The following is a 26,899-nucleotide window of genomic DNA, read 5'->3' on the forward strand; positions in this document are numbered from 1 at the left end:
AAAGGGAGCAGCTGGCGAAGCTCGGCGTCGCTGAGGAATGGTATAAGTCCGGGGTCAGCTTGGCCGTGTTCTATAAAGGCTCTCCGCTGGATGCCTGCGAATATAACCCGCTGAAGCAGGATCTGTCCGCGATGCCGAAAGAGAGCGAGCTGCGCTTGATAATTGCAGCTGGTATGATTAATCCCCTCTACCGGGAATGGGCGAAACTCCACTACGACGCGATTGCAGCAGCGGTGCGTCAAGCGGCAGAGCGGCGCAGGGAAATGCAGGCGCTGTTTGATGAATACAATCAGGCGGTTCCTGCGGAGGATATCCGCAACATGCAGCAATATTTGAAGGACATGAACATCTACCAAGGCGAAATTACGGGCGAATATAACCAGGAATTCCTGATCGCCGTCGCCGGCTACCAGCATATCGCGAACACGGTGAGCACCATGGCGGCGGTTCGGCGTGAGTGGTTCGGATGGGAGCTGTTCGAGGTAGACGGGAAGATCACGAAGGAGCTGCTGGACTTAGCTTGGGCGGAAAGCAGCTCGGGCATGCGCAACAATCCGAACCTGAAAACCGGCGGATTGACCGCTGCCGTAACGATCGTAGGCGTAGGGGACGGCATCGTCAGTCAATTGTTTGAAGACGTGAAGGACCTGGCTGAGTTCGCCGTCAATTCCAATCCGGCAACCCTGGGATTCTGGACAGATACCGTGCCGGGATATTACGCTATAGGGGAGGCAATTGCGAACGGCGAGCTGACGATTGATGATATGAAGAAGCTGCTCGGCGACGCCGCGGCAGAGGAGTTCGTGGTTCCATTCCAGGATATCATTGAGCTGCAGCCGAAGGTTCTTTCCGGCAAAGCAACCTATGAGGAGAGCGTAAAATACGGACGAGCTGTGACGAAGGCCTTCTTCGCGATCACGGTAGTAGAAGGCGCCGCCAGGGCCGGAGCCAAATTCTCCGGCAAGACCGTGAAGGAGCTTGTGAAGAATGTGAAGGAAGCGGCGCAAACGCGGCCGCAAGCCTCTTTGACTACACCTGATGGCCTTACAGTCCCTGTCCGGGATATGGACATGCCGAAGACGGAGCCGCAGTTCTCTAAGTCCAAGCCTGATTCGGGAGCAGGCGGCGGGAAGGGTGAAACTGGCAAACCTGTTGTAGATAAAGAGAGATGGCTCGGGAATCTACAAAACTTAGAAAACTTTAAACAAGGGACTAAAGAAAATGGATTAAACCATATTTTTGATGGTGAAATACTCAAAAATGGGAAAGCCAATGGTTATCATTATGAAGGGATGCCAAATAGTAACGGTAAAATTGTCGGAAATGTTGATCCGCCTAATGAATTCGGTGTATATCGAGCCAATATTGAAGTTAATGGAGTACCAAAGAAACCTAAATCTACATTTTTTCCAAAGGAATGGACACCGCAACAGGTGATAGATGCAATAAATGATGCTTTTCATAATAAGGAAGTTATAAAAAACAATGTATATAGAGGGGTGACAAGTAGGGGAATGGAAATAGAATTCATTATAAGAAATGATAAGATAATTTCAGCTTATCCTATATATTAAATTGGAGGAAATATATTAATGATTAAGTATAAATATAGATTGAAATATATGGAAAGGTTTAATATAGTTGTATTGGATTTTAGTGAAGAAAAAACACTGGAATTTGCAAATATGATAAGTGACCCATTGGGATCGGATATATATTTGAAATATGAGGATTTGAAAATTGATATAGATAATTATATTGAACTATTAAGGGGAAATATACCTCAGTATGATCATGGCGGGAATGCATCTAGTGTTACATCTCATAGAGACTACACAATAATTGAAGATCCATTTTATGATGAGGAAGAGGATGAAGTAGAACCGATTTGTAAATTAGAGACAGTTGAATTTGTAAAAATTATATTAGTGTGGGCGTATGAAAATTATAAATATAAAAGCGAACGAGGGGTGATTGATAAAGAAATGGCAAGAATGGTAATGAATTGGATTAAACAAAAAATGTTAGAAGTTAAGAGTATAGAAAGTGAATCTATAAAATAGCTTGTGTAGAGCCATTTACAACCTAAACAATAAGATCGTACAATACAATCAACAAACCAAACCTAAACCATTCAAACACTTGATTAAACTTTTCAAAAGCTCTTTCCCACTTGAACCATGAGTAGGAATGAGCTTGTTTTGCATTTCAAAATCAAAGGAGGACGAAATCACACTAATACTTGAACTTCATATCCTAAATAACGAACTTTATTCCGTTAATTGAACAGGGCAATATGGTCAGATACCACCATGATTGACCTGTTTTTTTGTTGGGAAGGTCACAAAAGGACTTGGCCAAGTTCGCCGTCAATTCCAACCGGCAACCCTGGGATTCTGGACAGATACCGTGCCGGGATATTACGCTATGCAACCTATGAGGAGAGCGTAAAATACGGACGAGCCGTGACGAAGGCCTTCTTCGCGATCACGGTAGTAGAAGGCGCCGCCAGAGCGGGAGCCAAATTCTCCGGCAAGACCGTGAAGGAGCTTTTGTGAAGAATGTGAAGGAGGCGGCGCAAACGCGGCCGCAAGTATCGCTTGCTACCCCAGATGGCCCTGCAATCCCTGTCCGGGATATGGACATGCCGAAGACGGAGCCGCAGTTCTCTAAGTCCAAGCCTGATTCGGGATCAGGCGGCGGGAAGATGGATCCTGTTGAGGGGAAGGGTAATACTGTAAGGAACTTTGCAGGTAAAATTAATGCTGAAAACATCCCTAACATGTCAAAGCAAGAAATCCTAAATAGCTTGCCGAAGGATTGGAAGTATACTGAGAACAATGGTTTCGTTCACATTAGAGATGCTAATGGAAACGTCCGAATGAAAATCGACTCACCTGATAAGGTTACAAAGTATGACCATGTTCATCTGTTTGATGAAAGTGGTAATCCGTTTGATGTAAATCTGAATGTTGTTGACAGAAAAAGCCCTGATGCTCATATCCCATATAAAAAGTGAGGTGATTAGCGTGAATGCTGAAAAAATTCTATCCGAAATTGAGGCAATGCACTACTGGGATGCTAGAGTATTAAAGTTTGATTCAAGTTTTTTTGGTGATGAAATAACCCTAGTGTTTGAGGACACAGAGTTTAACGTCAAGTTGTCCTTTATTGGATGTTCTAGTTTTTCCTTTGTTACAAGTGCCGATGATAGGATAAAACCTTTAAGAGAGTTGACTAGACCACAAATTCCTTATTTCCTTCAAGATATCGAAGTAACAGATGTTCAGAGTGAGGGTCACGGTTTACTAAATTGCAAAATTTTAATGCCCCCTCTTAACGCAGAAATACTTTGCACTTCAATTTCAATTGAAAAGATATAGTGGGTAAACCTTGATAGGCTTCGTGCCTTTCAAGGTTTATTTTTGGGGTGGGGGAAGTATATTAATCATTAAGTATAAATATAAATTGAAATATATGGAAAGGTTTGATATAGTTGTATTGCATTTTAGTGAAGAAAAAACATCAAGCATATATTACAGCCTGTATCTTTGATGGAATGAACTTAAATCACCAAGATTTCTCTTCATCTTTACTAAGTTCATCCACTTTTATATCTATAAATTTAGAAGGGGCAGACTATTGTAAATCTAATGTCTCGTATGTGGACTTCACAAATGCCAATGTTAAAGCAGCTAGGCTTGCTGATAGTGAATGTATTGAGACGGTGTTTGTTAAAGCCGATTTATCGGATGCTAATTTAGTGGCTGGTCTTTTTGATGAGACGGATTTTCGCAATGCAATATTATGTAATGCTGATGTACGTTTGGCTACGTTTGAAAGAGTATTGCTAGAAGGAGCTAAATTAACGGGATTCGAGGGCTAGAAGAGGCTTTTATAAAAAGTATCAATATTGGTACGCCAGAACAACCAAATATTCTAGTAGGTGAAGAAGCTAGAATATGGTTGCAAGAGAACAGTTTGAGTAATGAGTAGAATTTAAGAAGACAGTTCCCCTAACATTTGGGAACTGCCTCGTTTTTTTAGATCATATAATGATCATTCTGTATCCAGAGGAAATAACGGTCTTGGAACATGACGGTAATCGATATTCTCTATACGCTGATAGGTGGCACCAGGTGTCATGGAGAGAATGTCCAGCTTAGAAACAGCGCTTAACTCATTAAATAAGTATCCCTGTTTGACTACGATAATGTCATAATCTTCCCAATTTAGTCCAGCACGGGTAAAGTGGTTTAACGTAATAAACGATTCCCCGCGATTGGCGACTACAACGTCCAAGCTGCCAACAGAAACTGTGCACACATCTCCTACTTTGTCACTTGTTGCATTTAAGTACCCTAGAAGGTCGCCTTTCGATGTTAGCGTTCCTTCCAACAAGACGGGCTGGCTATTTTCATCTATTTTTGTTCCCACTTCAACTGTAACAGCTTCTCCTATGTTGCAGGATTTCAGTTTTTCGTAGGCCATGGGATCATGAATAGCGGAAATTAACACCTTCTTGCGGCCTAAATCCTTATTTTTAAATAAATCCAGCAGCAGGGTGTTCATCCCAATTGCGCCGGCTGTTGTATTATCCCCAGAGTCAGAGATAAAGACGGGTTTCAGCTGTTCATTCAACGCTCTATCTACAGATTCTTCCGGGTCAAGTACAACCGCATCAAAATCAAATTCATGGCGTTTGCTGAACACATAATGGGCTAATTCATCCTTCACCTTCTCAGCTAGTTCTTCATATTCCTCCGATTCAGGAATGACGAAGATGGACGAGGCTGTGTTCTCCGAATCACTCCATGCATGACAAATAAAGAATGATGCCGTTGAAATTCCTTTTATTTTCTCAACCTCATATAATTTTTCAAAAATCGAACGAAGCGGCTCACTTTTCCCAAGTGCTTTTTCACCAGGAATAATCATCGGCAATCGAGTAAACGCGGGTTTGATCTTCGTATTATTTTTTAGACAATCTACTAATAGCTGAGCGGTCTCTTTCTCGACTTCGAGCTGGTCAACATGCGGTACGGTTCGATACGCCTTTACAATGTTGATGTATTTATAATAGTCTAGTGCGATATTACCGTGAATATCCATGGTGAGAGAGATCGGAACGTCCGGCCCGACACATTCACGAATTTCTTTGACGAGTGCTAGTTCACCTGAACCCACTTCCTCTACCACCATCGCTCCGTGCAGATGTAGCCAAATTCCATCGATATCTGGATGCTGCTTCAAGGTGGAAATCAATTTATCTGCAAAGTACCGGTAGGCCTCTTTTTTTACAATGCCCGATGATAATGCGGTTGCGTAAATACTTGGGATGACTTCAATTCCATTTTCCCTAAATACTTCTGTACCAGCAAGGCGGCTAGCGGCATCTTCGCCTTCTGCCAGTACAAAATCATGAATGTCTGTCAGGATCGGATTAAATGTGTTTGTTTCGTGATAGAGGCAGCCTACAACAACCTTCATTTTGATGTCCCCCTTATTTTTGTTTTAAAGCGTTAACAATATTAGCATGTTCGTTATCAAGTTTATAGAAAAATAATACGACGACTTGGAGAATGGTGATGATAATCGGCAATCCTAACATTAATAGGAGGATCATATTTTTCACCTGATCTGTAATTGCCTCCGGATTATATCCAGCCCATCCAAGAGCGTACGCAAGCAAAGAAGAACCAAGGGCTACACCGAATTTTGTAGAAAAGCTATAACTGGATACGAGTAGTCCTTCTGGACGTTCACCAAACTTATATTCCTGATAATCAATGGTGTCCCCAAGCATGGTTAGATTCGCAGGATCTCCGTATCCTATGAGGACATTGGCAATAAAGAAAATAATAGAAAACAACACGACAGATTGACCATCTACAAAGTAAAGTGAAGCAAGCAGCACTACGGCAATCGCATAGAATAGCATGCTTGAATTACGGCTGCTGAATTTTCTTAAAATCGAAAGAGCGAAGAAACCGCCAGCTAAATTCGCCACGTTTAATAAAGTGAGGTAGTAGGGCACCATATTAGGCTGTTCCAATACATAATTCACATAATAGATGAGAACACCATTCATGATCCCTAGCCTTACAAACCATAGAAATGAGTTTAGTGAGGTAAGCACCCAATATTTATTTTTGAACATTTGACCAATAGAGCGTTTTACATTCGTATCCGTCTTCGTTTCTTTCAGCGGTTGTACGCGCTCTTTACAATACTTAAAGGTAAGCCAGAATAAAATGACTCCGATAACGGAATAAATCGCCATAACAATGGGAAAGCCCAACTGCTGGTTTCCGCCGCCAAGATAATTGACCAGAGGAAGCGTTAGGGAGGCCACCAAAATGGCTCCAATCGAACGGCCAATGGCCCGGTAACTGTTTAATTCACCCTTTTCCTTCGAATCCCTCGACATCAGCGGCATCAGGGCTCCATAAGGAATATTAATCGCTGTATAAACAATGCCCAAAATTCCATACGTTATATAAGCGTAAACTAACTTACCTGTATCGGAAAAATCGGGAGTGATAAAGGTAATCACACTTAAGATCCCAAACGGAATAGCAACGTATAACAAGTACGGGCGCGTTTTCCCGTGCTTGCTATTCGTTTTATCCACAAGAACTCCCATGATCGGGTCATTCAGCGCATCAAAAATACGTGTAATAAGAAATAAAGTTCCGACAGCCGCCGCCGTAATTCCGAACACATCCGTATAAAAGAACAAGAGATAACTATTAACCATTCCCCACACAAAATTTGAAGCAATATCGCCATAACCGTAGCTGATTTTTTCTTTCAAGCTTAGCTTTTGAGCAGATTGCTGATATCCCGCAGTTTGTAACACCGGCTCCATAGCCATGGGTCTTCACACTCCCGCTGTTGTATAAAATCTCCGATAAGTTAAATGTTTTAAGCGCTTTCTTTAAATCGAGAAAACAATAATCGTCTACCCATGTAAAGCTTCTTGTGTAACTAAGTAGGCTGCCCCAATTATGCCGGCATCATTACCTAGTTTGGCAATTTCGATATGACAATTTTGGCTGATTCTAGGCAGAGAATATTTTTGAAAAGCCCGCCTTACGGGTTGAAGCAGCTGTTCTCCAGCCTTTGATACGCCTCCACCGATAATAATTTTAGAAGGATTAATCATCGTAGCCGCATTAGCAATTAATAATCCCAGAAGATCAGCCGTCCGTTGAATCACATTCTCGCTGATCCTGTCACCCTTGCCGGCTAAATCAAAAACATCCTTAGCATCAATTTTTCCAGTCGTACGATACAGAGCCGCTAATCCGCTTTCAGGATGTTCAGCAATTTTATCCATCGCTTGCTTTACAATCCCGGTGGCCGATGCAATCGTATCTAAGCAGCCTGCACGGCCACAATTGCAAGGATATCCTTCAGGATCTGCAATAATATGACCAATTTCTCCGGCTGTACCATTCATTCCATTTAAAATCTCGCCATTTGCGATAACTCCACTGCCTACGCCTGTTCCAAGTGAAATGGCAATAAGATCCTTCGCGTTGTTTCCAGCCCCTATCCAATTCTCGGCTAAGGCCACTAAATTGACATCGTTTTCGACATATACAGGCAATCCAGATCGTTGTTCTAATTCTTTTCCGAGTTCAAAGTCTTTCCAACCAATGTTTACAGCCTCATAAACAAGACCCGTTGTTTTATCCACAAACCCTGGTGCGCCGACACCTATACCTAAAATATTCGTCATTTGAAATTCAGATATTTTGCGAGTAACTGAATTCCAGATTTCATCAACAATATATAATCCTTGTTTCTCTCTATTTGTATCTATTTCCCATTTGTGAATGATATCTCCTTGCATGTTCAGGAAGCCAATTTTGACCGTTGTCCCTCCGATATCTATTCCTATAATGGTTTCTCCCATTGAGGTCACCCTTATTCTATCTATATTTCATGAGCCAGTGCCTAAAGCTGGCCTGCTTTTAGGCACTGATGCTTTCATGTCTTGCTAGATTGCTATAAATGATTAATACTTTTTATCCAATAAAGAAGCTGCTGCGTCATCCATAATAAATGTTACATTTGGATGCGCTCTCAGAATAGATGCAGGACAGTCCTCGTGAATTGGCCCTTCCAGCGCAGCTTTCACTGCTGCAGCCTTTCTCTCTCCAGATGAAGCCACGAGAATATGTTTTGCCTCCATAATATCGGCTAATCCCATCGTCAGCATCTGCGTCGGCGCCTCTTCAGCAGTCAAGTTATGGTAGCCCATGGTGCTGTCAATTGTAGATTGATCACTGTCTGCTAAAAATAAACGAGAGCTAAATGGTGTGCCTGGTTCATTTGCAGCCAAATGTGCATTCGTTCCAAGTCCGACAATTTGCAAATCGCGTGGATATTTGTCGAGAACCTTTCTATAACGGTTGAGTTCCGCTTCTACATCCTCGACACTTCCATCCATAAGACCAATGTATTTCGGATGTACTTTAATCAAGTCATAAAACTTTTTATGCATATACGTATATACTGTAAAAGGCTTGTCTTTTTCGGCAACGTATTCATCTAGATTCGTAAAAATGGAATTCGCAATATTAAGCTCACCAGCATTTATGGCTTCAACCAACAATTCAAATGTACCGTCATAGCTTGCGCCCGTTGTCGTGTTAATGCTAGCGTTTTCGTTTTGCTTTAGTGTTTCAGCAATGACATCAAAGGCGGCTTTGGATAATTCTTTATAATTTTTGACTTGAATAATTTTCATGATATTTCTCCTTTATAGAGTATTTTGTTCCATACATATTAAACTTAGTTTAATTATTGGAGATAATAAAACCGAATACACATGAATTCGGAGATATTTAATACTAAATTCAATTATGTTATTAAACTAAGTTTATTAATTGCATTATAACACCCAGTTATTTAATATACAACCACAACTTGAACATTAAATAACTGGATGTTTTATCCAAGGAAACGGATCGTATAATCTATATATCATCATTTGTAAATCGTAGAAATTCATTTAACACTAGAGCGCTTGCTCCAATGACCCCGCTATCTTTGCCAATGCTGGGATGGATGAGGTGAAAGGATTGATTCAGCGGGGACCAGACATATTTACTTGTGATTGCTTCAATATCCTTAACTAGTATGGGGTATTCTTGAACCATTGGGCCGGCCAGCAAAACCCCTTTAGGATTATACATACAAATCACATTGGCAATCGCTAGGCACAGGTAATGACGAGCTCGGTCAATCAGAGTGACAGCCCAGCTTTCCTTCCTTTCATAAGCGGCAAAGATCTCTTGAATCGGTCTTTGCGATTGCTTTTCGATTTCAGAGGAACACACATAGGTCTGCAAACAACCCAATCTTCCGCAATCACACATCGCTCCATTTGGCTCCATCGTTATATGTCCAATTTCTCCAAGCGTATTGAGATGGCCGCGTAAAATTTCACCGTTCATCATCACAGCGCCGCCTACTCCGCTTCCTATATAAATACAGACAGAGTCATGAAATTCAGTCATATTTCCAAATAAACTTTCGGCTAAAAGTACGGTGCGAACATGGTTATCCACATACACAATATAATCGATCTTTTTTTCCAAATAGGCTTTGATTTGAACCTTTTCCCAGTGAAACTGAGGGACAATCAGAGCTTCACCGTCTGGCCAGGTAATCAGGCCGGGGATACTGATCCCAACCGCAATAATTTTCTCTGCAATCTCATGATTAATCTGTTCTATTAATGCAGAAATGCCATCCGCAATTCGATCAAGTACAGTTTCTGCTTCTTGTTTAGCATCAAATTCCAAGTATTTTTTATCTAATACTTTGCCGTTTAAAGCGACAATCCCAATTTTGATCGCATTCCAATCCACTTCTACCCCAACGATGTAGGAGCCATTGGAGTTGATTTCTAACAGTGTCGCTCGTCTTCCAACCTCCCCTTCGATTTGCCCTACCTCGATGACTAGCCCATCATTGATTAATTCTTTAATGATTTTGCCAATACTTGTATGGCTCATCTTGGTTAAGTTGGCTAATTGCGTTCTTGAGATTTGTTTATGTTTCTGTATTAAACTCAATAACATAAAGTAATGGTATTTCCTCACTCGCCCTTGATCATATTTCAAATTAAACGTGGACATCTAGTTGCCCCTTTCACAACATTTATTAAACTAAGTTTAGATATTATATAACTTTACCAACGATTGTCAATTTAGTCTGGTTTCTTGAAGTATTAGCATTCCGCTCTCCGTTTCTCTCACGACTAATGTACACGGTTTTCTGCAAATTGAAAATATGCCGTACAGCAACAACCATGGACAGAAGAATTCCATCCTAGCTATAATAGATAAAATAATTTGGCCGGATGATCTCCCCCGCGAAGCGGGAGGCTTCTAAGCATGAGGATGTGAGCGGGCATGTTCCGGAAATGGTTTATTCGCAACAGCAGCGTACAGAATAAGTTTCTGCTTTCGACCCTGTGTCTGATTATTATTCCGCTGGGGTTATTCGGGATCATCTCGTTTCAGGTCTCCAAGCAATCGATCGAATCGCAGGTCAGCCAATTGAACTTAAGAATATTAGGGCAAATTTCCGAAAAAGCGGACATGCTGTTAGACGACGTTATCTCGCTATCCAATACGTTTTATTTAAATAGAGAGGTCAACTATGGGTTTACGGCGCCAATTTCCCCGAACAGCTATGAAGAGGTTCAAATCCGCTCCGAGTTTGACCGGCTGCTGACGAGCTCGATTTATTCCTTCGCCAATTTGAAACCCGACATTACTCTGTTGGGGCTGAACGGCCTTACGTTATCGACGAATCCGCTGGATACCAAGCCGAGCATCCAAATCATGGAGCAGCAGGACTGGTACCACGCGGCGACGGAGGCCAAGGGGCAAATTCTGTGGATCACGGAGCCGATCCCAGGCCTGGCGACAAAGGGCCATGACGATCGTTCGGTCTATGCGGTGCGGTCGAGCAATCGGTTCGAGAGCTGGGCGCCGATCGGATTGGTCATTATCCGTATCGATGAATCCACCTTGAAAAATTTGTACGCGGGTTCCTTGGACGAGAATCAGGAGATCATCATCGTAAATGACGGCAAAATCATTTCATCGAATAACCCGGATCTCGCAAGCGAGGATCTCAAGACTCGCGCCTATTACGAGAAAATCGATCAATATGAATCCGGTTTTTTTGTGGATCACGAAATGGGGACGGATCAGCTGATCGCGTTCCAGACCATTGGCAAGACGGGCTGGAAGCTGGTCTCCTATACGCCGACCCGGACGGTGCTGTCTAACATTAACAAAATTCAGACGGTGGTTATCGTCGTTTTTGCCATCGTTGTTCTGCTCTCATTCGCGGCTTCCTATTACATGGCCCGCCGCCTGGCAATCCCGATCAAGCGCTTGTCTAAGGATTTCGGCCGCGTCGAGGCCGGGGATCTCACGGTCAGGTCACCCGTGTATAGTGAAGATGAAATTGGTCTGTTGACCCAGAAGTTCAACCAGATGGTGGAGAAGCTGAAGACCTCGATGGAGGATGTGAAGCGGGAGCAGCAAAACAAACGGCGGGCCGAAATTCAGACACTGCAATCCCAGATTAATCCGCATTTCCTGTACAACACGCTGGCTTCAATTCGGTTTATGCTGTACAAGCACAAGCAGGAGACGGTCGATTCCGTCATCGTGGCTCTCGTTCGGCTGCTGAAGCAGTCCATCTCCAAGGAAGATGAATGGATCCCTGTCGAAGAGGAGCTGGATATTCTGAAGAACTATGTCTATATCCAGCAAATCCGCCAGGGTGATATGCTAGAGGTGCGGTACGAGATTGAGGAAGACATTTTGGCCTACCGGACGATTAAATTGATTTTGCAGCCTTTGGTGGAAAATGCGATTTTTCATGGCCTTGAGCCAAAAAGAGGCCAAGGGACGATCGTGATCAAAGGGTATCTCCAGGACAGGGACATCCTCTTTGAAGTGATCGACGACGGCGTAGGGATGGAGCAAAATGCTGTGCCGCCTCTGCCCGAGGAGGAGGCCATCGGTCAGACAGCCCTGTCGCATGGCGGAGGATTATTGAACGTACATGAGCGTATTCAGCTCCATTTCGGACGGCAATACGGGGTGGCCCTGGAATCGGCGGTAAATGCCGGAACAAAGGTCACGCTGCGCATTCCGGCATTTTACAAACGGGAGGACATACAGCAGCTATGAATATTCTCATTGTCGATGACGAACGGATTATCCGCGAGTGGTTTCGGATGACGGTGGACAAGCTTGGCGGGGATTGCCGGATCATAGGGGAGGCAGCCAGCGGGGAGGAAGCTCTGGCATTTTGCCGCCAGCGCCAGGTGGATCTCGTCGTTACGGATGTAAAGATGCCGGGAATGGACGGGCTGGAGCTGATCAAGCGGCTGAAGGAGGAGCAGCCTGATGTACGTACGGTGATTTTCAGCTCCTACAGCGAATTTCATTTTGCTGCCGAAGCCCTGAAGCTAGGGGCCAATGAATACATTCTTAAAGCTGAGGTCACCTTGCCCGGTCTTGAGGAGATTTTGCATAAAATCAAAAGGGATATTGAATTGGAACGAAGCAAGGCACTTGAGCTGAATTCTCTACGCCATGTGTTGAATCAGAACGAGCAGGTGCTGCGGACGGCCTATTTTGGAGAGCTGCTCCAGGGCAGCGCACAAGCCGCCCAGCAATTTGCATCCAAGATGTCTTACTTTGGCATTGAACTGCAGGAGAAGAATCTGGCGCTAATGGCATTCGGCATTATTCCCGGAGCGGTGAAGAATGAAAGAATCAGCGATCCCGAGCTGCTTCAGCATGCCATGATTAATATTATCAACGAAACCCTGCTCACCGAGACGGGCGGGGGATGCTCTTTTCTGTACATGAATGAGGTCTACATGCTGCTCGTGAACGCTTCGGCATCAGGCATGAAGTCGCAGCGGGAGCTGCTTCTGCTGACGGCGAGCCGGGTGGCGGAGAATGCCAGGCGATTCCTTGGCGTCGAGTCGGCGATGGGCATCAGCATGACCTACAGCAGCCTTTCCTATCTTCCTGAACAGGCGCGTGAAGCCCTAGAGGCGCTCGAACGAAAACGCTTCTATGGCGATAAGAGCGTTGCGTACTTTCAGGACTCGGACATGATGAGCCTGCATTCCGATGTGCGGACTCCCTCGCTTAAACCGCATATGGATTCCTTTCACCGCTTATTGGGGGAAGGAAAGCCGCAAGAAGCGCTGCAGCAATTCGGCCATATGCTGACGAGGGCGGGGGAGGACAAGTCGCTCTCCCCTAAGCAAATGAAAGCGGTCGTATTGGAACTGATCTACTCGGCGATCAATTGGGCCCGCAGCCTGCAGCTGCCGGGGGAGAGGCTTGAAGCGTTATCGGCGGAGATCACGGGACAGATCGTGCAGCAGGAGAGCTATCATCAGCTTACCGCCTGGGCAGCCGGAGCGGTTCGCGAGCTGATGGATTGGCTGGAGGCGTCTCGCCCGAGGTACGCAGAGCCGGTAGAAAGGGCGTGCGAGTACATTCGCCTGAATTATACCGGGGAAATCACGCTGAAGGAAGTTTCCGCGCATGTCCATCTCAGCCGCACGTACTTCAGTGAATTATTCAAGAAGGAGACCAATCTGAACTTCAATGAATACGTGATGCAGGTTCGTATGGAACAGGCGAAGAACATTCTTAAGCATCAGCAAATGCGGATTTCGGATGTCGCAGAGCAGGTAGGCTACGCCAATCCAAGCTATTTTATCAAATTGTTCAAAAAATATGCCGGAGTCTCTCCATACGAATATATGGAATCGCATAGCAGCTTCCGGGCTCGCTAAACACTCGAACACCTCGCCTTGCGGGGTGTTTTTTTTGCCTATATCCGAATAATTTGCTATGCGGCAGTAATATTATGCTACTCCTTTTAGAGCGGATTATTTAAATTAATAGAGAAGGCGTTTTTTGTGGAGAAAAAGCGGAATTCTCTATCACTAGGCCATAAGGCCTTTTTTCTATAATGAATTCAGCAACAACAAGAAGACATGAAACAGGGAGGTCTGAACATGAAGAAGAAATGGCTGGTGACCGTGCTGGTGACCGTTCTGGCCGCTTCCGTGCTAAGCGCGTGCGGCGGAAGCAGCGGAACGGAGCAACTGAATAAGAAGAAAGCGGACGGCAGTGGAGAAACAACGACGCTGACCTTCTGGAGAGCAGGCACCGATGCGCAGGAGAATGCGTATTGGAAACGGGTGATCAGCGAATTTGAAGCCAGTCATCCGGGCGTCAAGATCGAGCTGAGCGAAGCGCCGTTTGGCAATGACATGGAGACGAAGCTGAACGCGGCTTATGCCAGCGGAACGTCCCCTGACGTTCTGTCCTATACGCTGGCTTCGGTTGCGCAGCGGGCGAGCTTAGGCCAGTATGAGCCGCTGGATGGATATCTGTCCACTTGGGACGGCAGAAGCGACATGATGGAGAATATTTTGGATACCGGAACGTATAACGGCAAGCTGTACGGCGTGGGCTTCATCCCGGATCCGCGCGTCCTGCTGTGGCGGAAGGACTTGTTCAAAGAGGCGGGCCTGGATCCCGAGAAGCCGCCAGGAAGCTGGGAGGAGCTGGCGGACTATGCCCGCAAGCTGACGAAGAAGGACGGCAATACCACGACACTGGCCGGATTCGCGATTCCGACGGCATCGGCGTGGACGCTGTGGCAATCCTTTGTTCTGCAAAACGGCGGACAGATCATCGACGAGCAGACGAACACACCGTTGTTTGATTCACCGGAAGCGATTGAAGCTACGGAATTTTTGGCGGAGCTTGTATTAGATGGCATCACCATTCCTAACAATTCCGACAAATCGAATGAGAACCTGTTCCGGAACGGCAAGGCGGCAATTGCTTATGATAGTCCGGCTGCTTACACGAATCTGCAGAAGGAAAATCCCGAACTGGTTGGACAAATCGGCGTTTCCGGACCGATCGCCAGGAAGGAAAAGGCAACCTTCGCGGGTATGCGCTTGCTGTTCATGAGCTCGCAGAGCAAAAATAAGGAGCTCGCAGCGGAGTTTATCCAGCACATCATGTCCAAGGAAGAGACGTGGAAGCGTTATACGGAGCTGGGAACCCCGGTTGTCCTGAAATCGCTGGAGCAGGATTATATCCAGGACAAGCCGGAAATTAACCAAGCGATCTTTGATGCGGTCTCGTACGGTAAAGGCGCGGCCAAGGTAACTTATGCCGGGAAGCTGAGCGAGATTATCAGCCAGAACCTGGAGGGCGCTTTCTACGGGAAGATTTCGGCCGAGGAAGCGATGAAGCAGGGCGTGGAGCAGTTGAACCGTGAGCTTCCTAACCTGATTGGAAAATAGAGAGATGTTTATGGAACGAAACGCCTGCCTGCTTCGATGACGCACAGGCGTTTCGTATAGGATGAAGAAAACCAGACTTCAGCGAGGTGGTTAACTTATGAAACCAACGCTATCCCGTTCCATGGAAACGGATGGGAAGATCAGACCGAAGCAGCGGCTGAGCATCGACTATGTAGGCTACGCGATGATCGCGCCCGGCTATTTAATTTACTTTCTATTTATTTTCATACCGCTGATCGTCGGCGTATATTACAGCTTTACGAATTATAACTTCTACAGCACGCCAGAGTTTGTCGGCTTGCAGAACTATACCCGGCTCCTGCAGGATGCGCTGTTCGGCAAGGCGATGTACAACACGTTCATCTATGCGTTATTTACGATAGTACCCCAATTGTTCTTAGGCTTGATTCTAGCCGTTCTGTTGAATGGAAAGCTCTTTGGCCGCGTCTTTTCCCGGGCCAGTATTTATATTCCTAACGTCACCTCGATGGTGGCCGTTTCGATGATCTGGCTGTGGATTTATGACCCGGCCCTCGGCATTTTGAATCGGATGATCAAGGTGTTTGGCGTGGATCCGATTCAGTGGCTATACAATCCGAACACGGCGATGATGGCCGTCGTCATTATGAGCATCTGGAAATCGCTTGGTTATACGATGATCGTTTACCTGGCGGGCCTGCAGTCGATTCCGTCCAGCCTGTACGAGGCGGCGCATATGGACGGGGCCTCAAAGATCCGGCAGTTTTTCTCGATCACGATTCCGATGCTGAAGCCAACCACCTTTTTTATTCTGGTCATGTCCTGCATTAACTCGTTTATGGTATTTGAACAGGTCAATATTATGACAGCCGGCGGACCGCTGAATTCGACGACAACCGTTGTGCATCAAATTTACCTCCGCGGCTTTCAGGATTTTCAAATGGGATATGCTTCGGCAATGGCCATTGTCCTCTTTCTCATCACGCTGGTCATTACCTTGATTAACTTCAAGTACGGCAATCAGGGGGATGATTTGGATGTGGATTAATCGATGGGGGTGGGCAAATTGAGAAGCAGAAATATGGGCCTGGTAGTGATGTCGGTCATTTTGCTGGCGGTATCGCTGGTCATGCTGACGCCTTTCTTGATCATGGTGCTGACCTCGTTCAAAACGATGGGAGAGATCCAGTCACCGACCTTTTCTTTGTTTCCGAAGGTATGGCATTTTGACAATTATACCGAAGCGCTGTCGCGGGGCGATTGGCTGAAGTACTTCTACAATTCCTTTGTCGTCACGATCATTACGGTTGTGGTCAGTCTAGTGCTGAATTCGATGGCGGGATACTCCTTTGCACGGCTGAGATTCCCCGGAAGAGACCTTCTGTTCTTCTCGGTGCTGATCGGAATCATGGTACCGGCCCAGACGACGATGATTCCTACCTTCCTGATGATGAAGCAGTTCCCGCTGGCTGGCGGCAATAATCTGCTGGGTCAGGACGGGATCGGATTCATTAACAGTTACACAGGCCTAATCCTGCCGTTTATCGCAGGCTCATTCGGTATTTTTCTCTGTCGGCAGTTTTTTCTCAATTTCCCTCGAGCTTTGGACGAAGCTTCGCAGATTGACGGGGCCTCCAAGTTCCGGGTGTTCTATCAAATTTATTTGCCGCTGAGCAAGCCAATTCTGGCGACGCTGGCTATTTTTAAGACGACTTCGGCCTGGAATGATTATATGTGGCCTCTGATTATGACGAATACCGAAGGAATGAGAACGGTTCAGCTCGGGTTAACGATCTTCCGCGGGGAGACGAACGTGGAATGGAATCTGCTGATGGCGGCGACGACTCTAGTTGTCCTGCCGCTCGTAGTGCTATTTTTGGCGGCGCAGAAATATTTTGTACAAGGTATCGTGACGACAGGGTTAAAAGCTTAATTTAGGAGGGGTTGGCATGAAGACCATTCTGGTATTGTTGGATACGCTGAATCGGCGCAGCCTTCCAGCCTATGGCGGTGGGGCGAGTACGCCGAATATTGACCGTGCCGCAGAGAAATCCGTCGTATTCGGACAGCATTGGTCTGGATCGCTGCCTTGCATGCCGGCAAGGAGGGATCTGCTGACGGGGCGGGCATCGTTTCTGGAGAAAGGCTGGGGCGGCATCGAACCGTTTGACCGGACTTTGCCAGAGGTGCTGCGCGAGGCCGGAATATTCAGTCATATCATTACCGATCACTATCATTATTTCTCACGGGGCGGGGAGAATTACTGCCAGGCGTTTTCCACCTGGGACTTCCATCGTGGACAGGAGGGCGATCCTTGGCATTCCGTCATTGCCGAGCCGCCTAAGCCGGAGCAGTATTACGGCCGAATCGAGGATCAGTATGAGCATAACCGCAGCCGCTTTGAACAAGAGGAAGATTATCCGGGACCGCGGACATTGTCCGCGGCATGCGATTGGCTGGAGCGCAACAAGGATGAGGACAACTACTTCCTGTGGGTTGAGGCCTTTGACCCCCATGAGCCGTTTGATTGCCCGCCGCATTATTTAGAGCAGTATAAGGACACGTATAACGGACCGAGGTTTGACTGGCCGATTTATGGGGATGCCGATGTCCCGGAAGATGCTCTCCGTCACTTAAATGCAAGATATGCCGCCAACCTGACGATGATCGATCATTGGTTCGGCAAGCTGCTGGACACGATGGATCGGCTCCATCTATGGGAGGATACGTTGTTTATCTTTACGACCGATCACGGCTTTTTGCTCGGCGAGCATGAGCTGCTCGGGAAGAACCAGATGCATGTCTATAATGAATTGGCTCATATTCCGCTGATAATCCGTCCGCCAGGGGGTCAAGGAGAAGGCATGCGAATCAATGCTTTATCGCAAAATATCGATTTAATGCCGACAATTCTTGATTATATGGGCGTCCAGGTTCCTGAAGATGTGAAGGGCTACTCCCTTCGAGGGCTGCTGGAGGGACGGGAGGATCAGGTGCGCGAAGCGGCGATCTATGGATATCATGGCATGGCGGTGAATGTGACAGACGGACGCCATACTTACATGCGCGCTCCTAAGTCGGCAGATAATCATCCCTGCAATATCTATACGGCGATGCCGACGACGTTCCGCTCGTTTCTTGGCGGCGGTATGGAGAAAGAGATCGAATGCGGACGTTATTTAGAGCGTACGGATTATCCGTTATTCAAAATTCCGCTGACGGCGGAAGGCAGGCCTTATACGGGCAATCAACGGGTGCTTCAATCGCATCTGTTCAGTCTCGAAGAGGATTACGCCCAGCAGCGTCCTCTGCAGAATGAGGCGGTGGAAGAGCGTATGATCGATTTGCTCCGGGCGGAGATGGAGCGGGTCGAGGCGCCGGAAGAGCAATACCTTCGGCTAGGGCTGGAGAAGAGGGAAGACGATTAATATGATTTCGCTTGGAGATCGGCAATTCCGCCGGTTTCCAGGCCTATTTTTTATTTAATGGCCTTAGCATAACTGCTACGGAAACGGGATACCCGAGAAGGAGGACACGATGAACCAATCTTGTGCAGCGGCAGCCTATGGCGATGTCGGCGTGATGTGGAAGACGGTGTCGGAGGATTGCAATCTCGCTTGCGACTATTGCTACTATAGTACTTGTGCCGGTAAACCGGGCCCTAAAATTAATAGAATAGATTCCTCCGTTCTAGAGAAATTCATCCAGGAGTATATGAGCATTAGCAAGGGAAGGGCTTCATTTACTTGGCAGGGCGGCGAGCCATTGCTGGCAGGGCTGTCTTTTTTTGAAGAGGTGGTAGAGCTGCAGGTGAAGCATGCGCCCCCGCGCACTTCGATTAGCAATTCTTTGCAAACGAACGGGACGATGATCAATGAGAAGTGGGCCGCCTTCTTTAAGACGTACCAGTTCCTGATCGGCGTCAGCCTGGACGGTCCGCAGTCGATTCATGACGCCAGAAGAGTAGATTCCCGGGGAGCAGGCAGCTTCGATCGCGTGATGAAGGGGATTGAAGTTCTGCGCGACCATGATGTCGATTTCAATATTCTTACGGTTGTGCATCAAGGGAATGTTGGCAAGGCGCAGGAGCTGATGCGTTTTTACGAGGAGCAGGGCTTTGCGTATATCCAGTTCATTCCCTGCATGTCTTTCCGCTCCCAGCAGATCGGTATGCCGGGTGTCTATGAAATTACGCCTGAAGAGTACGGCAGCTTTCTGTGCGAGGCATTTGACTATTGGTATAACGAAGGGAAGCCGCGCACATCGATCCGTTTCTTTGATAATATGCTGAGCTCCTATCTGTACCGGGACCCGGAGCTTTGCATTCTCAGTGCCGGATGCAGCACGATGCTTGTACTCGAGCAGAACGGGGATGCATATCCTTGCGATTTCTATATTCATGAGGATTGGAAGCTGGGGAATGCGGCGACGCACAGCATTGAAGAGCTGCTGTCCCATCCCTTGCGCGATAAGTTTCTCGATATGAAGCCTACGCTTCCCGAAATGTGCCGCACCTGCGAATATCAGCGGCTGTGTCATGGGGGCTGCCCTCGCAACCGCAAATGGACAGAGGATTTAAGTGCTTCTGAAGTCGATTATTTCTGTGCGAGCTACAAGCAGATTTACGGGTATGCGGAAGAGCGGATGAAGAAGCTTGGGGCCGAATTAAGACAGCAGCTGTTCGAACGGAATCTGAAGCTCTACTTCAAAGGAAAACTGCCGGGACGAAACGATCTCTGCGCCTGTGGCAGCGCCAGAAAATACAAGCATTGCTGTGCAGAGAACGCGATATAGCCGGACCTGAGACTGATCGTGCAAATGATCAAAACAACACAATGCCTGCACAGGCGGACAAGCTGATCACCATAAGCGGGTGGACTTTGTATCTTACGATCGACACGAAGGCGGCGCCGCCGATCAGCAGAGTTGCAAGCGTCGTCCAATTGAATATGCTGCTCGTTAGGTCAGGAAAGCCGAGGTGAATCGCGGCATAGATGATGAGTCCGATAATGACCGGACGCAAGCCGTAGAGCGAATATTGCACCCAGGGCTTGGTATGAATCTTGTAAAAAAATCTGGCCGCCAGTACGATAATGATCAGCGATGGCAAAGTAATTCCAACAATAGCGGCAATCGCTCCCGGCATTCCAGCCGTGTCCAGTCCGATCAGCATCGCGGCATTGACGGCAATGGAGCCGGGGGACATGCCGGCCAGAGCAACAATATGCTGAAAGCGTTCCGGAGTAATCCAGCCGTACTGGCTTACTTCATAATGGATCATGGAGATGACGGCATAGCCGCCTCCAAAAGACGCAAAGCCTATTTTCATGAAAATAAGAAACAATTTCCACAGCAGCACGTTATTCACCTCTTGTAATAAGTCATCTTCAATCATCGGGTCTGTCCGAAGCGAACGAACGTTTAAATATAATACTCAATGAATTCCGTCCCAGAGCTTGCGGCCTGGGATTCTTTGTTTGTATGAAGCGGCAAACCCAGCGTTTTTTTTACGCCCATAATGACGTTGCCTGCAGCGAGACCGATCAAGATGAGGAAAATCGGGTTTAGGCCGGTAAACAACAATAGCAGAAGCGAGGCGATGGTCACTAGTTTGGTAGAAAGGTCGAACAAGGAGGTTTTGCCCATTCTGTAGGCAGCGACAGCAATCAAGCCAATGACAGCGCCGTTGATGCCTTTGAAGGCGGCAATCATTTTCGGCTCATTTTGCAGCAGGGCATATCCCGCGCTTAAACCGATCAGGATCAAAAAGGTAGGCAGCGTGATGCCCAGAACTGCCGCTACCGCTCCGGGAATTTTACCCAGCCGGTAGCCGATAAAGGCCGAGGAATTGACGCCGACCCCACCGGGAGCCGATCCCGCAATGGAGAAAATATCGCTGATTTCCCGTCCATCCATCCACTGCCGCTGCTCCACCACTTCATGTTCAATTGTAGAAATCATCGCATAGCCCCCGCCAAAAGTAGAAGGCCCGATTTTGAAAAATGTCCAAAACAAATCCCGCAGTATGATCAGCTTGCTTATAAATCCGGTTCGCATGCTTCCTTCTCTCCCTAATTGCATGATGTCACAGCATACTTACGATCATTCATTAGAAACCTATTTCAATTATAACAACTTTTTATCAAAATGGAATTAAGTTTTTCAGATTATTTAGGATTTGCCCTAAAAAATATCTCTGCGGATGTAATATAATAGTAATAAGTGAAAAATCGACATTATTCTCGTAGTAATCCTATAGGGTATAGAATGCTTTTTGTCTATTTGAATAAAAGTCTGCAACTAGAAAATTCATAGGCAAGTAGATATAATGATCTGTAGATATCCGATAAGAATAATATGAATAAAACGAGGCGAACCTTGATGAATAAAGTAAGCCAAGCAGCCTTAAGCGCAAAAAAATCGGTATTTGAGCGCATCGCCGGGCAAGAGCACGTATCCAAAGCCGAGCTGTTGGACGAATTTGGTTTGACCAGCAGCAGCCTGACGAGATTGTTAGATGAGCTAACGAGTGAGGGATGGCTGGCAGAAGCAGGCTTCGGGGAGTCCACCGGCGGTAGGAAGCCGATTCTGTATCAGGTTAATCCCAGACATAAAGTGATTTTCGGATTGGAAATATCCCGGCTTTACTCTGCGCTGGGCCTGTTTGATTTAAATATGAAGGCTCTTTCCTATTGCCGCTGGACGATGGATGAGACGATGACGCCGGAGAAGCTGGTGCGCCATGTCAGCGCGAAGATCGATGTTATGCTGCAGGAGAACGGCTTGGACAAAGATAAGGTGGCGGGAATTGGAGTGGGGGCTGTAGGGCCGCTGGACAGGCATCGCGGGGTTATTTTGGAGCCGCGGTACTTTGCCGCTGCGGGCTGGGCCCATGTTCCGATTTGCGAGCAGTTGGAGAAGGAGACGGGGATCCCTGCGACCTTGGAGAATGGAGCGAATACTGCGCTGATCGGCGAGCATTGGGCTTTGCGCGGCGAGAAGGTTCAGCACATGCTGTACATCCACGCCGGATCGGGGCTGCGTTCCGCCATGATGTCAGGCGGTTCCCTCGTTCATGGAGCGATGGATATGGAGGGCTCCATTGGCCAAATGATCATCCAGACGGATGGGCCGAGACTGCACAATGAGGGGAATTACGGAGCGCTGGAGGCTTTTGCTTCGGTGCAGGCTTTGGAGAAGCAGGTCAGAGAGCAGCGAAAAATGGGCAGGAGCCAGCTGGCCGGAGCAGAGAATTTTCAGCCGGACGGCATTCACTTCGATATGCTGGTAGAGGCGCTGAACGAGGGAGATCCTTTTATCCGCGAGCTATTTACCCAATCCGCCGTTTACATGGGGATAGGTCTGGCTAACCTGATCAACATCCTCCATCCGGAGACGGTAATCCTGGGGGGAGCGCTCATCAACGCTCACGGGCTGTATTACGATACCGCGATCTCCGTTGCACAGAAGAATATCTATTATTATCCGGAGTATCAGCCGGTCTTCTCGAAGGGCGTCCTTCAGGAACATGCTGTATCTACGGGAGCGGCGGTCATGATGTTCAAGCAGTTGCCGTTGTGAGCGGGATTGCCGGGTTAATAGTTCCTAGCTTGTGAGCGGCGGCCATGGATTGACCGCCCGTGCGCTTGACTGCCGTCGTGTGCAGACTGCGGTCGTGCGCTTGACCGCCATCGTGTGCTAGACCACCATCGCGTGCTTGACCGCCGTCGTGTGCTTGACCGCTACCTGTAATTGGTCACCGTCATGCTACACCAAACCGGGCCGGGTACTGGGAACGCCGTTGTAAGAATGATGCAATAGTACAGGAATTGCCATATGGTACTCTACTTTTTAGCTGGTTTAATGCAAATGTGCAGGATTTTCTCTCATATGAGGACAAAGCTAGGTTTTACATAACTAAGTGCTGTATTTTCGCAGTAAAATCAATTTTTAGGATGCATGCTGGATTAAATGATGACCATTTGCAGCAATCTCCTAACTGAACTGGAGTGTCTATCCCGCAGTAAATTAAACTACGGTTTTATGACTATATCCAGATGGTCATAGCAGATAGTCATATTCAGGTAACTAGATGTAATTCATGCAGTTAGTTTATCGGTTTTGGCCGTGATAGAGGGGACTAACTGCAAAACCTACATTTAGTTTTGAGCAACTTTGACGAATGAGCTCCATTCTGGCAAACTAACTGCATGTTTTACATTTAACGCATGTTTTTTTGATAAAAGAGCTTAACTAGATGTATAAAATACATTTAAATTATTGAAGAATGGTTACTTGAGCTTCTGGAAGGCGAACCCATCAAATTGTGAGTGATTTATTCTGTAACTGTGTGAGAACTGAGACAAATTGCCCGAGAGCATCCCGACCAAAGCATAAAAATAAGAATGCATATATTGAATCATTGAATTTATCCATATTTAAAGGGACGAGGAGCCGCTATTGCAGCAATTCCTCAGGTTTTTCGTAACTAGAGGATAAAAGAACAAAAATGTTTAATATTCAGCGCTTTTCTGCCGTACAGGTTGCGGGGAAGCGCTTTTTTGACTATTCTCTTATTGAGAGTGGTATGTATTAAGGAGGATGGGATATGAACTATCGGCAATTAGGAGATACAGAATTACGCGTCAGCGAGCTGAGTTTCGGAACATGGGCGATCGGCGGCAGCTGGGGGCATTCGGATGACCAGGAGGCGCTGCGCGGTCTGGCGACGGCGATGGAGCAAGGCGTTAATTTTTTTGATACAGCGGATGTGTACGGCTCAGGGCATGCGGAAGAGCTGCTGGCCAAAGCGACCAAAGGCAAAGAGGATGAGATCCACATTGCCACCAAGTTTTGCCGGGCGGGGGATATCCACGACCTGAATACGTATTCCGAGGAATCGGTTCGCGCTTACTGCGAAGGCAGCCTGAAGCGGCTGCAGCGCGAGCGCATCGACCTGTACCAGATTCACTGTCCGCCGCTTGCGGTGCTGAAGGATGGCAAGGTGTTCGAGGTGCTGGACAAGCTGAAGGCGGAAGGAAAAATCCGCCACTACGGCGTCAGCGTAGAGACGGTGGAGGAAGGATTGTTCTGTCTGAGCGTGCCTGGCGTTAAAGCGCTGCAGGTCATCTTTAACATATTCCGCCAGAAGCCGGCGGAGGAATTATTTGTGGAGGCCAGGGCGGCGGGAGTCGGCATTCTGGCGAGATTGCCGCTGGCGAGCGGTCTCCTGACAGGTAAATTTACAAAGGATACGAAGTTTAGCGAAGACGACCATCGGAATTTCAATGCGAACGGGGAGCAATTCAACGTAGGCGAGACATTTGCGGGTCTGCCTTTCGCTAAAGGCGTGGAGCTGGCTTCCCAGCTGTCCTGGATTGCAGAAGGACGGGGGGATATGGCCCGGGCTTCCATGCGCTGGATTCTCGATCACCCGGAAGTCACCTGCGTCATTCCAGGCTTCAAGAATGTCCGCCAAGTGGAGGACAACCTGGGAACACTGCAGGTTCCGGCGTTTGGTCCCGAGGAGCTGGAGCGCCTTCAAGCGTTTTACCGCAGCGAGGTAGCGCAGCATATCCGCGGAGCGTATTAATCGTTTCAATAGTGAACAGCAAGAGCGATACTTCTGGTTCATTCCGGACCAGGGGTATCGTTTTTTTGCACAAAATCAAAGCTAGTCGTTTAGACTCAATTTAACCGACCCGAAATTTTGTTCCTTTTCATGCTGAATTAAACATGCTATCATCCAAATGAAATCGATTTCAAAGGGAGGAATTGGTAAAATGTTAATCGCGGTTTTGTCGAAGAAAGTAGTCAAAAGAAGCTTATGCATGGCTTTGGCAGGTGGACTCGCATTATCTTCCCTGTTTGCATCAACGCAGGCGCATGCGGCCGGGGAAACGGTAGAGGTATGGATCTCCACGTCCGATCCTTCGCAAGCGGATTCGGGTCTCAGCACCTCCGCCAGACTTTCCCGCAAAGGGGATGTAACCTTTGGAGCCGATACGGGCAGCGTGACGTACAGCATCCGTATCGACGAGAATGCAACCAGACAGCAAATGGATGGCTTCGGCGTATCGATTACCGACGCTTCCGCCTGGCTGCTGAATTACAAGCTGGATTCCTCCAAGCGCGCGGAGGTCATGGAGCGATTGTTCGGCCAGACTGGCATAGGCTTAAGTCTGCTGCGCCAGCCGATCGGGGCCTCCGATTTTAACTGGGAAGCCTACACTTATGCAGATACCCCGAACGACAACAATTTGAACAATTTCTCCATCGGCAGGGACAAGCCGTACATCGTCCCGATGGTGAAGCAGGCATTGGCCAAGAACCCGAACATCAAAGTATTCGCCTCTACATGGAGCGCGCCGGCCTGGATGAAATATTCCAATACCTTAAACGGCGGCAAGCTGAAGGCCGAGCATTACCAGACCTTCGCCGACTATTTGAAAAAATTCGTGCAGGCCTATCAGAATGAAGGCATTCCGATTTATGCGATTACGGTTCAAAACGAGCCGATGCATGAAACAAACACCTATCCGACGATGAAAATGAGCGAGCAGGATCAAGTCGGTGCGATCGGCGATTTTATCGGGCCAACCTTCCGCAATGCCGGACTGAACACGAAGATCATTACGTTTGACCATAACTACCTGGACTGGAACTACCCGAACAAAGTGATTACCGATTTGAAAAACGCCGGAAAAGGCCATTTCGTTTCTGGAAGCGCTTTCCACCACTACGACAGCGGGGATGGCTCGCAAATGACGAGTCTCCATAATGCTCATCCGGATAAGGACATCTGGTTCACCGAAGGCGGCTTTGGCACGTGGAATGATCCGGAGAACGGCACCCATTCCGGCTTCGATAACATGGCGAACGAATTTATCAACATTACCCGCAACTGGTCCAAATCGATCATTACGTGGAATCTAGCGCTGGATCAGCGGAGCGGCCCTACGCTGCTCGCGCCGAACAACAGCAACCGCGGGATGATCACGATTCAGAATTCGGATAACCGCAACGATCGGCCGGAGAATAGCGTCACTTACAAGAAGCAGTACTATCTGCTGGGGCATTTCAGCAAATTCGTGGTTCCAGGCTCGTACCGGGTCGAATCCAATACCTATGGGGACATGAAGAACGTGGCGTTCAAAAATCCGGACGGCTCCAAAGTCGTTGTCGTCTATAACCCGCAGTCCTCGAATCAGAACATTAAAATCCAATGGGGCAAACAAGCCTTCACCTATAACATCCCGGGCAAATCCGTCATGACCTTCAAATGGCACGGTACGGTATCCTAAGATAGGACATCGATCAGAGCATTGTTAATAACTAAACCAGTCAAACCTCCGCGGCTAGTTGCGGAGGTATTTCTATTTATGAAGTTTTAACTGCATTTGTAGTCATTAATTATTGCAAATTCATAAGAGGAATCGGCCTAAATGCATTTATGGTAATTAAAATAATCCGTTACAGAGCTCGGTAAGAAAAAGTATGTTTTAAATACATGAATTA

Annotated in this window: 23 protein-coding genes; 16 read left to right on the forward strand and 7 right to left on the reverse strand. The window is 47.1% G+C overall.

Translation table 11 applies throughout. The annotated features are described in order from the left end of the window. The 6 genes from GNP95_RS26210 to GNP95_RS14345 all read left to right on the forward strand — a co-directional run. Positions 1-1,574, forward strand: a 1,574-nt coding sequence (locus GNP95_RS26210) for an EndoU domain-containing protein (protein ID WP_230873820.1), incomplete at its 5' end; no start/stop codon positions are given. Positions 1,575-1,592: 18 nt separating this feature from the next. Further along, positions 1,593-2,063, forward strand: a complete 471-nt coding sequence (locus GNP95_RS14325; protein ID WP_155611561.1) for a hypothetical protein — start codon at positions 1,593-1,595, stop codon at positions 2,061-2,063. Positions 2,064-2,312: 249 nt separating this feature from the next. Continuing rightward, a complete protein-coding gene (locus GNP95_RS14330) occupies positions 2,313-2,558 on the forward strand; it encodes a hypothetical protein (RefSeq protein ID WP_155611562.1) in 246 nt (81 codons plus the stop codon). After that, positions 2,555-3,019 carry a hypothetical protein gene (locus GNP95_RS26215; protein WP_230873821.1) on the forward strand — a complete coding sequence of 155 codons (465 nt, stop codon included), beginning with the start codon at positions 2,555-2,557 and terminating at the stop codon, positions 3,017-3,019. The genes GNP95_RS14330 and GNP95_RS26215 overlap by 4 nt, the downstream gene beginning before the upstream one ends. Further along, positions 2,976-3,383, forward strand: a complete 408-nt coding sequence (locus GNP95_RS14340; protein WP_230873822.1) for a hypothetical protein — start codon at positions 2,976-2,978, stop codon at positions 3,381-3,383. Before GNP95_RS26215 ends, GNP95_RS14340 begins: the two co-directional genes overlap by 44 nt. Positions 3,384-3,511: 128 nt before the next feature. Beyond that, positions 3,512-3,886, forward strand: coding sequence for a pentapeptide repeat-containing protein (locus GNP95_RS14345; RefSeq protein ID WP_155611563.1), 375 nt, complete (start codon positions 3,512-3,514; stop codon positions 3,884-3,886). Positions 3,887-4,059: 173 nt separating this feature from the next. On the opposite strand, the gene GNP95_RS14350 is transcribed toward GNP95_RS14345, so the two are convergent. From GNP95_RS14350 to GNP95_RS14370, 5 genes are all read right to left on the reverse strand, one after another. Beyond that, entirely contained in the window at positions 4,060-5,490 is a 1,431-nt protein-coding gene (locus GNP95_RS14350) for a M81 family metallopeptidase (RefSeq protein ID WP_155611564.1), read from the reverse strand. 13 nt (positions 5,491-5,503) lie between these two features. Beyond that, entirely contained in the window at positions 5,504-6,877 is a 1,374-nt protein-coding gene (locus GNP95_RS14355; protein WP_155611565.1) for an MFS transporter, read from the reverse strand. 87 nt (positions 6,878-6,964) lie between these two features. Next, positions 6,965-7,924, reverse strand: a complete 960-nt coding sequence (locus tag GNP95_RS14360; protein ID WP_155611566.1) for an ROK family glucokinase — start codon at positions 7,922-7,924, stop codon at positions 6,965-6,967. A gap of 102 nt (positions 7,925-8,026) precedes the next feature. Continuing rightward, positions 8,027-8,761, reverse strand: a complete 735-nt coding sequence (locus GNP95_RS14365; RefSeq protein ID WP_155611567.1) for a glucosamine-6-phosphate deaminase — start codon at positions 8,759-8,761, stop codon at positions 8,027-8,029. A gap of 229 nt (positions 8,762-8,990) precedes the next feature. Continuing rightward, positions 8,991-10,142, reverse strand: a complete 1,152-nt coding sequence (locus GNP95_RS14370) for an ROK family transcriptional regulator (RefSeq protein ID WP_196427184.1) — start codon at positions 10,140-10,142, stop codon at positions 8,991-8,993. 291 nt (positions 10,143-10,433) lie between these two features. On the opposite strand from GNP95_RS14370, the gene GNP95_RS14375 reads away from it, so the two are divergent. From GNP95_RS14375 to GNP95_RS14405, 7 genes are all read left to right on the forward strand, one after another. Then, positions 10,434-12,236, forward strand: a complete 1,803-nt coding sequence (locus GNP95_RS14375; protein WP_155611569.1) for a cache domain-containing sensor histidine kinase — start codon at positions 10,434-10,436, stop codon at positions 12,234-12,236. Beyond that, positions 12,233-13,870: a response regulator gene (locus tag GNP95_RS14380; protein ID WP_155611570.1), complete on the forward strand. Its 1,638-nt coding sequence runs from the start codon at positions 12,233-12,235 to the stop codon at positions 13,868-13,870. The genes GNP95_RS14375 and GNP95_RS14380 overlap by 4 nt, the downstream gene beginning before the upstream one ends. Before the next feature lie 225 nt (positions 13,871-14,095). Beyond that, positions 14,096-15,403 carry an ABC transporter substrate-binding protein gene (locus GNP95_RS14385; protein WP_155611571.1) on the forward strand — a complete coding sequence of 436 codons (1,308 nt, stop codon included), beginning with the start codon at positions 14,096-14,098 and terminating at the stop codon, positions 15,401-15,403. 97 nt (positions 15,404-15,500) lie between these two features. Next, positions 15,501-16,430 (forward strand): carbohydrate ABC transporter permease, encoded by a 930-nt coding sequence (locus GNP95_RS14390; RefSeq protein WP_196427185.1) that lies wholly within the window; start codon positions 15,501-15,503, stop codon positions 16,428-16,430. A gap of 9 nt (positions 16,431-16,439) precedes the next feature. Then, positions 16,440-17,315: a carbohydrate ABC transporter permease gene (locus tag GNP95_RS14395; RefSeq protein WP_330163460.1), complete on the forward strand. Its 876-nt coding sequence runs from the start codon at positions 16,440-16,442 to the stop codon at positions 17,313-17,315. Between the two features lie 16 nt (positions 17,316-17,331). Next, positions 17,332-18,810 (forward strand): sulfatase, encoded by a 1,479-nt coding sequence (locus GNP95_RS14400; protein ID WP_155611573.1) that lies wholly within the window; start codon positions 17,332-17,334, stop codon positions 18,808-18,810. A gap of 109 nt (positions 18,811-18,919) precedes the next feature. Beyond that, positions 18,920-20,176: an anaerobic sulfatase maturase gene (locus GNP95_RS14405; RefSeq protein WP_155611574.1), complete on the forward strand. Its 1,257-nt coding sequence runs from the start codon at positions 18,920-18,922 to the stop codon at positions 20,174-20,176. Positions 20,177-20,204: 28 nt separating this feature from the next. On the opposite strand, the gene GNP95_RS14410 is transcribed toward GNP95_RS14405, so the two are convergent. Beyond that, positions 20,205-20,741 carry a chromate transporter gene (locus tag GNP95_RS14410; protein ID WP_330163450.1) on the reverse strand — a complete coding sequence of 179 codons (537 nt, stop codon included), beginning with the start codon at positions 20,739-20,741 and terminating at the stop codon, positions 20,205-20,207. Positions 20,742-20,803: 62 nt separating this feature from the next. Then, positions 20,804-21,439 (reverse strand): chromate transporter, encoded by a 636-nt coding sequence (locus GNP95_RS14415; RefSeq protein ID WP_155611576.1) that lies wholly within the window; start codon positions 21,437-21,439, stop codon positions 20,804-20,806. A gap of 324 nt (positions 21,440-21,763) precedes the next feature. On the opposite strand from GNP95_RS14415, the gene GNP95_RS14420 reads away from it, so the two are divergent. The 3 genes from GNP95_RS14420 to GNP95_RS14430 all read left to right on the forward strand — a co-directional run bounded on the left by GNP95_RS14420 (position 21,764) and on the right by GNP95_RS14430 (position 26,685). Then, positions 21,764-22,963, forward strand: a complete 1,200-nt coding sequence (locus GNP95_RS14420; protein ID WP_155611577.1) for an ROK family transcriptional regulator — start codon at positions 21,764-21,766, stop codon at positions 22,961-22,963. Between the two features lie 1,027 nt (positions 22,964-23,990). Further along, positions 23,991-24,974: an aldo/keto reductase gene (locus GNP95_RS14425; RefSeq protein ID WP_155611578.1), complete on the forward strand. Its 984-nt coding sequence runs from the start codon at positions 23,991-23,993 to the stop codon at positions 24,972-24,974. A gap of 190 nt (positions 24,975-25,164) precedes the next feature. After that, the gene (locus GNP95_RS14430; protein ID WP_230873824.1) at positions 25,165-26,685 is read left to right on the forward strand and encodes a glycoside hydrolase family 30 protein; all 1,521 of its coding nucleotides are present in this window, start codon (positions 25,165-25,167) and stop codon (positions 26,683-26,685) included. Positions 26,686-26,899 lie beyond the last annotated feature (214 nt).

Source organism: Paenibacillus woosongensis, assembly GCF_009725165.1.
In the GTDB taxonomy this organism is placed as follows: Bacteria; Bacillota; Bacilli; order Paenibacillales; family Paenibacillaceae; genus Fontibacillus; species Fontibacillus woosongensis.

Bases quoted from the DNA above. Each gene is read 5' to 3' on its own strand.
- GNP95_RS14325 (WP_155611561.1), top strand. From the start codon at position 1,593: ATGATTAAGTATAAATATAGATTGAAATATATGGAAAGGTTTAATATA.
- GNP95_RS14330 (WP_155611562.1), top strand. From the start codon at position 2,313: ATGATTGACCTGTTTTTTTGTTGGGAAGGTCACAAAAGGACTTGGCCA.
- GNP95_RS14350 (WP_155611564.1), bottom strand. From the start codon at position 5,490: ATGAAGGTTGTTGTAGGCTGCCTCTATCACGAAACAAACACATTTAAT.
- GNP95_RS14355 (WP_155611565.1), bottom strand. From the start codon at position 6,877: ATGGCTATGGAGCCGGTGTTACAAACTGCGGGATATCAGCAATCTGCT.
- GNP95_RS14360 (WP_155611566.1), bottom strand. From the start codon at position 7,924: ATGGGAGAAACCATTATAGGAATAGATATCGGAGGGACAACGGTCAAA.
- GNP95_RS14365 (WP_155611567.1), bottom strand. From the start codon at position 8,761: ATGAAAATTATTCAAGTCAAAAATTATAAAGAATTATCCAAAGCCGCC.
- GNP95_RS14375 (WP_155611569.1), top strand. From the start codon at position 10,434: ATGTTCCGGAAATGGTTTATTCGCAACAGCAGCGTACAGAATAAGTTT.
- GNP95_RS14380 (WP_155611570.1), top strand. From the start codon at position 12,233: ATGAATATTCTCATTGTCGATGACGAACGGATTATCCGCGAGTGGTTT.
- GNP95_RS14385 (WP_155611571.1), top strand. From the start codon at position 14,096: ATGAAGAAGAAATGGCTGGTGACCGTGCTGGTGACCGTTCTGGCCGCT.
- GNP95_RS14390 (WP_196427185.1), top strand. From the start codon at position 15,501: ATGAAACCAACGCTATCCCGTTCCATGGAAACGGATGGGAAGATCAGA.
- GNP95_RS14400 (WP_155611573.1), top strand. From the start codon at position 17,332: ATGAAGACCATTCTGGTATTGTTGGATACGCTGAATCGGCGCAGCCTT.
- GNP95_RS14405 (WP_155611574.1), top strand. From the start codon at position 18,920: ATGAACCAATCTTGTGCAGCGGCAGCCTATGGCGATGTCGGCGTGATG.
- GNP95_RS14415 (WP_155611576.1), bottom strand. From the start codon at position 21,439: ATGCGAACCGGATTTATAAGCAAGCTGATCATACTGCGGGATTTGTTT.
- GNP95_RS14420 (WP_155611577.1), top strand. From the start codon at position 21,764: ATGAATAAAGTAAGCCAAGCAGCCTTAAGCGCAAAAAAATCGGTATTT.
- GNP95_RS14425 (WP_155611578.1), top strand. From the start codon at position 23,991: ATGAACTATCGGCAATTAGGAGATACAGAATTACGCGTCAGCGAGCTG.
- GNP95_RS14430 (WP_230873824.1), top strand. From the start codon at position 25,165: ATGTTAATCGCGGTTTTGTCGAAGAAAGTAGTCAAAAGAAGCTTATGC.